The sequence below is a fragment of the Mycobacterium sp. genome (assembly GCF_040509115.1).
Classification (GTDB): Bacteria; Actinomycetota; Actinomycetes; order Mycobacteriales; family Mycobacteriaceae; genus Mycobacterium.
Genome location: NZ_JBEVLO010000306.1, coordinates 46,389 through 52,872 on the forward strand (window position 1 = coordinate 46,389; position 6,484 = coordinate 52,872).

General features: G+C 67.3%; 7 protein-coding genes. 2 read left to right on the top strand and 5 right to left on the bottom strand.

The genetic code is table 11. From position 1 onward, the window contains the following. The first annotated feature begins 71 nt into the window (after positions 1-71). Positions 72-1,001 (top strand): LLM class F420-dependent oxidoreductase, encoded by a 930-nt coding sequence (locus ABW137_RS21305; RefSeq protein ID WP_526403427.1) that lies wholly within the window; start codon positions 72-74, stop codon positions 999-1,001. 98 nt (positions 1,002-1,099) lie between these two features. Then, positions 1,100-2,482: a type II NADH:quinone oxidoreductase Ndh gene (ndh, locus tag ABW137_RS21310; RefSeq protein WP_526403428.1), complete on the top strand. Its 1,383-nt coding sequence runs from the start codon at positions 1,100-1,102 to the stop codon at positions 2,480-2,482. Positions 2,483-2,509: 27 nt separating this feature from the next. Here the strand turns inward: ndh and ABW137_RS21315 are convergent, their stop codons facing one another. From ABW137_RS21315 to ABW137_RS21335, 5 genes are all read right to left on the bottom strand, one after another. Continuing rightward, on the bottom strand, positions 2,510-3,136 hold the full coding sequence (locus ABW137_RS21315; protein ID WP_526403429.1) for an urease accessory protein UreD: 627 nt from the start codon (positions 3,134-3,136) through the stop codon (positions 2,510-2,512). 3 nt (positions 3,137-3,139) lie between these two features. Next, positions 3,140-3,814, bottom strand: coding sequence for an urease accessory protein UreG (ureG, locus tag ABW137_RS21320; protein ID WP_526403430.1), 675 nt, complete (start codon positions 3,812-3,814; stop codon positions 3,140-3,142). 10 nt (positions 3,815-3,824) lie between these two features. Then, positions 3,825-4,460, bottom strand: coding sequence for an urease accessory protein UreF (locus ABW137_RS21325; protein ID WP_526403431.1), 636 nt, complete (start codon positions 4,458-4,460; stop codon positions 3,825-3,827). Continuing rightward, positions 4,460-6,181, bottom strand: coding sequence for an urease subunit alpha (locus tag ABW137_RS21330; protein ID WP_526403432.1), 1,722 nt, complete (start codon positions 6,179-6,181; stop codon positions 4,460-4,462). The genes ABW137_RS21325 and ABW137_RS21330 overlap by 1 nt, the downstream gene beginning before the upstream one ends. 91 nt (positions 6,182-6,272) lie before the next feature. Further along, on the bottom strand, positions 6,273-6,484 hold a 212-nt coding region (locus ABW137_RS21335), incomplete at its 5' end, for an urease subunit beta (protein ID WP_526403433.1).

The following is a 6,484-nucleotide window of genomic DNA, read 5'->3' on the forward strand; positions in this document are numbered from 1 at the left end:
GGATTATTCCCTCTTCGCGGAGAGCGAAACGGGGTTACGGTTCCGGTTAGCCCGTGGCTAGGGTCGTCTGCGTGACGATTCGACTCGGACTCCAGATCCCCAACTTCTCCTACGGCACCGGTGTGGAAGAGCTCTTCCCCACCGTCATCAAGCAAGCGCAAGAAGCCGACGCCGCCGGTTTCGACTCCGTCTTCCTGATGGACCACTTCTATCAGCTGCCCGGGCTGGGCACGCCCGATCAGCCGATGCTCGAGGCATATACGGCGCTGGGCGCCCTTGGCAATGCCACCGAGAACGTTCAGCTCGGCACCCTGGTCACGGGCAACACCTACCGCAATCCGACGCTGCTCGCCAAGGCCATCACCACGCTGGACGTGATCAGCCAGGGCCGCGCCATCCTCGGCATCGGTACCGGCTGGTTCGAGCTCGAACACGACTCACTCGGCTACGAGTTCGGCACCTTCACCGACCGGTTCAACAAACTCGGCGAAGCGCTGCAGATCATCCTGCCGATGCTCGCAGGTGAGCGCCCGACCTTCTCCGGCAAGTACTACCAGACCCAGGAGGCGATGGCCGAGCCGCGCTTCCGCGACCACATTCCGCTGATGATCGGCGGCAGTGGCGAGAAGAAGACCATCCCACTGGCCGCCAAGCACTTCGACCACCTCAACGTGATCGCCGGCTTCGACGAGCTGCCCCGCAAGCTCGACGTCGTCAAGGCCAAGTGCGAGGAGATCGATCGCGATCCCGCCACGCTCGAAACCAGCATGCTGGTCATCGCGATCATCGACGAGGGCATCACCGTCGACGCCATCCCCGAGGAGTTCAGGCAGCAAGCCGTTTTCGGGAGCCCCGAACAGGTCGTCGACCAGATCAAGACCAAGGTGCTCGACGTCGGCGTCGACGGTGTCATCATCAGCCCCGTCACTAGCCTCAACGGCTACCAGCCCGGCAACATCACCGAGGTCGCCGACAAGCTCAAGCCGCTGCTCGCCAAGTAGCCATCCGGGGTGGTGGTTGATCTCACCGCGCTGCCGGGAACGGTGCCGACTAACCTATCGGTTGTACCGAGTAGGTTTTTCGCACGCGAGGAGCAGCAATGAGCCACCCCGGAGCTACGGCAACGGATCGGCATAAGGTCGTCATCATCGGGTCCGGGTTCGGCGCTCTGAACGCAGCGCAGAAGCTCAAGAAGACCGACGTCGACATCAAGCTGATCGCCCGCACCACACACCATCTGTTCCAGCCGCTGTTGTACCAGGTTGCCACGGGGATCATCTCCGAGGGTGAGATCGCCCCGCCCACCCGGCTCATCCTGCGCAAGCAGGAGAACGCACAGGTGTTGCTCGGCGACGTCACGCACATCGATCTGGCGGCCCAGACCGTCACCTCGGAACTGCTCGGCCACGACTACAAGACCCCGTACGACACGCTGATCATCGCGGCAGGCGCGGGCCAGTCCTACTTCGGCAACGACCACTTCGCCGAATTCGCCCCCGGCATGAAGTCCATCGACGACGCGCTGGAGCTCCGCGGTCGCATTCTGGGCGCCTTCGAGCAGGCCGAGCGGTCCAGTGATCCCGTCCGCCGGGCGAAGCTGCTGACGTTCGTCGTCGTGGGGGCGGGCCCCACCGGGGTCGAGATGGCCGGCCAGATCCAGGAACTGGCCGACCAGACCCTCAAGGGCAGCTTCCGGCACATCGACCCCACCGAGGCGCACGTCATCCTGCTCGACGCCGCACCCGCCGTGCTGCCGCCGATGGGCGAGAAGCTCGGGCTCAAGGCCAAGGCCCGGCTCGAGAAGATGGGCGTCGAGATTCAGCTCAACGCCATGGTGACCGACGTCGACCGCAACGGCATCACCGTCAAGGACAAGGACGGCACCATCCGTCGCATCGAGGCGGCCTGCAAGGTGTGGAGCGCCGGTGTGCAGGCCAGCCCGCTCGGTCGGGACCTGGCGAATCAGTCCGAGACCGAGATCGATCGCGCCGGCCGCGTCAAGGTGCTGCCCGACCTGTCGATTCCCGGCCACCCGCACGTGTTCGTCGTCGGTGACATGGCCTACGTCGAAGGCGTTCCCGGCATGGCGCAGGGCGCCATCCAAGGCGGCAAGTACGTCGCGAAGATCGTCCAGAACGAAGTCGCGGCCCGCCAGCACGGCAACGTGCCCAAGCCCCGCGAACCGTTCCACTACTTCGACAAGGGCTCGATGGCGACGGTGTCGAAGTACAACGCGGTCGCTCAGGTCGGCAAGCTGGAGTTCGGTGGCTTCATCGCCTGGCTTGCCTGGCTCGGCCTGCACCTGATCTATCTCGTCGGGTTCAAGACCAAGATCGCCACGCTGTTGTCGTGGGCCGTGACGTTCCTCAGCCGCAGCCGCGGTCAGCTGACTATCACCGAGCAGCAGGCCTACGCCAGAACCCGGATCGAGCAACTCGAGGATCTCGCGGCGGCCAAGGAGACCGAGAGAGCGGCCAGCTAGCCCACCTGCCCGGGGCCGGCGGCTCGGTCAGAGCCGCTCGCCCTGCCAGGTGGCCAGGCCGCCGCCCGCCGCAAGCTCGAGCAGCGTGCCTGCGGCGTCGAACGCAGGCTCGGGATAACGCAATTCGCTGACGCACGCCAGCGGTCGGCCGAGCTCGTCGTCGGTCACCGAGCCGGAACCCATCTCGATGCGGTGCCGCAGCAGCGGAGCTCCGTCCACGTCGGCATGCAACGAACCGGACCAATTGCCCTCGCGCTCAAATGATCTGCCGATCTGGATCCGCTCGCGCACCCGCACGCTGCCCTCGCCCGAGACGCTCAACCGTGTCGAGGTCACGTGCCGGGCCGCCCCGGCCACGATCGTCGGCTGAGGATCGAGATCGAGGTGTCCCGCCACCTCCAGATCCCAGCCCGAACGCGACTCCATCGACACCACGCCGGGCATCGCCATCGTCGCGGCAGCACTGCGCAGTACGAGTCGCGCCCCCGCCTCAACGACCACCCGCACTCGGATGGTGTCTCCCCCCAACGGAGTGGCCGCCGCCGACACCAGGTGCACGGTGTCCACGCCGGTACGGCGGCCAGCCACCCCGCCCGAGCACTCGATGCGCGGACCGCGACCGGTCGACGCGACGATCAGGACGTCGGAGATCATTGACTACACCGGCACGCGCAGCTGCTGGTGCACCCAGTCCAACACCAGGGACGCCGTCGGATCCTCGGTCAGCGAGATCAACACGAACGGGCGGTCACCGCGGACCATCGCCGCGTCACGGCGCATCACGTCGAGGTCGGCACCCACCATCGGGGCGAGGTCGGTCTTGTTGATCACCAACAGATCCGAGAACGTCACTCCAGGCCCGCCCTTGCGGGGCACCTTGTCACCGCCCGCCACGTCGATGACGAAGATCTGCGTGTCGATCAGACCCGACGAGAACGTGGCGGTGAGGTTGTCGCCACCGGATTCGACGAGGATCAGGTCCAGCTTCTCGTTGCCCGCGATCAGGTCGTCGATGGCGTCGAGGTTGGCCGTGATGTCGTCACGGATCGCGGTGTGCGGGCAGCCGCCGGTCTGCACCGCCGCGATGCGTTCGTCGGGCAGCACCGCATTGCGGCGGAGGAAGTCGGCGTCCTCGGTGGTGTAGATGTCGTTGGTCAGCACCGCAAGCGAGAGCTCGTCGCGCAGCTGCCTGCACAGTGCGGCCACCAACGCGGTCTTGCCGGAGCCGACGGGTCCACCGATGCCAATGCGCAACGGCTCACCATCGACGCGCACGCGACGCGGACGGTCGACGTGGGTGTGGGGCTCACCATCGAGGAGATGTGGTGGCATGAGGCACCTTTCAGGAAACGAAGAGAGGTCGGTCGCGTTCGACGTGCCGCTGAGCAAGCACGTCGAGCAGTGGGTCGGACAAGTCGGCGAGTTCCTTGGCGGCCTCGGCAGCGGTCTGGTCGCACAGCGTGGACAACTCGAACGTCAGCGCCGCGACGTCACCGGGGTCCAGGGCGAGCAGCCGTTGCGCGGCCGTCGCCGATCCCGTCATCGTGGTGTACACCACTGACAGCGCGGTCTGTTCGGGCAGCAGGCCGCTGGCCGCACCGACGGCGCCCGCCGCGACGCTCAGGTGCGGCTTGAGGCCAACCGCCTCCCAGTCCCGGTCCGGCCACACCTTGCGCGCCAGCCGAACCAGGCCCCTGCCCTGCGCCCGCGATGCGCCGCGGGCCGCGGGCGCCGGTGTGCGCGCATCGGTTTCGAGATCGGCGTCGGAGACGCTCAAGGTGCCGGCGTGAACGGCGGCAGCGATCGATGCCGTCACCATCCCGCTGGTGCGGATGCGTCGGCGCAGGAACGCCCGCAGCGTCGGCAGGTCGACCACCAATCCACTGGCGACGGCCTCCTCGACGCCACCGGAGTGGACGTGCCCACCCGTCGGGAGCCGGGAGTCGGCGAGGGCCAACAGCGTCGTCAGGGAGGACATCAGAACAGGAAGTATCGCTGCGCCATGGGCAGTTCCGTGGCAGGCTGCTCGGCCCAAACCTCGCCATCGATCGTCACGGTGAACGTGTCGGGATCGACCTGGATGCTCGGTAGCGCGTCGTTGAGCGGCATGTGCGCCTTACCGACTTGCCGAACGTCGTTGACGGCGACGAGCCTGCGGTTGACGGCGAGTCGGTCGGCCAGACCGTCCTCGATGGCCTGCGGTGCCACGAAGTGCACCGACGTCGCCGCCGCCGCGGCAGGCGAAGCACCGAACATCGGCCGCGGCAGCACCGGTTGCGGAGTGGGAATCGACGCGTTGGCATCACCCATCGCGGCCCACGCGATCATGCCGCCCTTGATCACCGCGTGCGGGCGCACGCCGAAGAACGCCGGCTCCCACAGCACCAGGTCGGCGAGCTTGCCGACCTCGACCGAACCGATCTCGTGGTCGATCCCGTGCGCGACGGCCGGGCAGATCGTGTACTTCGCCACGTAGCGACGGACCCGGTTGTTGTCGGCCGCCCCGTCGCCCTCCAGCGCACCGCGCCGCTTCTTCATCACGTGCGCGGTCTGCCAGGTCCGCAGCACGACCTCGCCGATGCGGCCCATCGCCTGCGCGTCGCTGCCGATCATCGAGATCGCCCCGATGTCGTGCAGCAGGTCCTCGGCGGCGATGGTCGACGGACGGATCCGGCTCTCGGCGAACGCCAGATCCTCTGGGACACTGGGATTCAGGTGATGGCACACCATCAGCATGTCGAGGTGCTCGTCGAGCGTGTTCACGGTGTGGGGACGTGTCGGGTTGGTCGAGCTGGGTAGCACGTTGGGGTGCGACACCACCGTGATGATGTCGGGAGCGTGGCCGCCGCCCGCGCCCTCGGTGTGATACGCGTGGATGGCCCGGCCGTTGATGGCCGCGAGGGTGTCCTCGACGAAGCCCGCCTCGTTGAGCGTATCGGAGTGCAGATTCACCTGGACACCGGCGGCGTCGGCGACCGTAAGGCAGGCGTCGATCGCAGCTGGCGTGGTGCCCCAGTCCTCGTGCAGCTTGAAACCCGCTGCGCCCGCCCGCAGTTGCTCCCACATGGCCTCGGCGCTGACGGTGTTGCCCTTGCCGAGCAGCACGACGTTCAGCGGCCACGTGTCGAGTGCTTCCAGCATCCGGGCCAGGTGCCAGGCGCCCGGGGTGACGGTGGTGGCCTTGCTGCCCTCCGCGGGCCCGGTGCCACCCGCGACGATCGTCGTGATGCCGCCGCCGAGCGCCTCCTCCATGATCTGCGGGCAGATCAGGTGAACGTGACAGTCGATGGCGCCCGCGGTGAGGATGCGGCCGTTGCCCGCGATGATCTCCGTGGAGGGTCCGACCACCAGGTCGGGATGCACCCCCGACATGATGTCGGGGTTGCCCGCCTTGCCGATGGCGGTGATGCGGCCGTCGCGAATTCCGACGTCGGCCTTGATGATTCCCCAGTGGTCGATGATCACCACGCCGGTGATGACGGTGTCGGGGGCGCCGTCGGCGCGGGTGGCACGCGACTGGCCCATCGATTCGCGGAGGACCTTGCCGCCGCCGAAGACGGCTTCGTTGCCAGCGAGTCCTGGGCCGCCACTGCGGTCCTCGGTGATCTCGATGAACAGGTCGGTGTCGGCGAGTCGGATCCGGTCACCGGTGGTGGGGCCGAACAGCGCCGCGTAGCGACTGCGGGAGAGCTCACTCATCGTTTCCTCTGTTCTTCGCGCGAGCGCTCATCGTTCCTCGGTTCTTCGCGCAAGCGCTCATCGTTTCCTCGGTTCTTCGCGCAAGCGCTCATCACTCCTCGTCCAACTTTCCCGGCGGGTTCAGCGACAGCCCGTAGACCTCCCGGGTGCCGGTCAACGGCACGAGTGAGACCTGCTGGGCCACACCGGGTTCGAAGCGCACTGCGGTGCCCGCGGGGATGTCGAAGCGGTACCCGTGGGCGGCCTCCCGGTCGAACTGCAGCGCCGCGTTGGCCTGCGGCAGGTGGACGTGGCTGCCGACCT

What these genes read in the sequence shown, in the direction of transcription:
- ndh (WP_526403428.1), top strand. Translation starts at nt 1,100, where the DNA reads ATGAGCCACCCCGGAGCTACGGCAACGGATCGGCATAAGGTCGTCATC.
- ABW137_RS21315 (WP_526403429.1), bottom strand. Translation starts at nt 3,136, where the DNA reads ATGATCTCCGACGTCCTGATCGTCGCGTCGACCGGTCGCGGTCCGCGC.
- ureG (WP_526403430.1), bottom strand. Translation starts at nt 3,814, where the DNA reads ATGCCACCACATCTCCTCGATGGTGAGCCCCACACCCACGTCGACCGT.
- ABW137_RS21325 (WP_526403431.1), bottom strand. Translation starts at nt 4,460, where the DNA reads ATGTCCTCCCTGACGACGCTGTTGGCCCTCGCCGACTCCCGGCTCCCG.
- ABW137_RS21330 (WP_526403432.1), bottom strand. Translation starts at nt 6,181, where the DNA reads ATGAGTGAGCTCTCCCGCAGTCGCTACGCGGCGCTGTTCGGCCCCACC.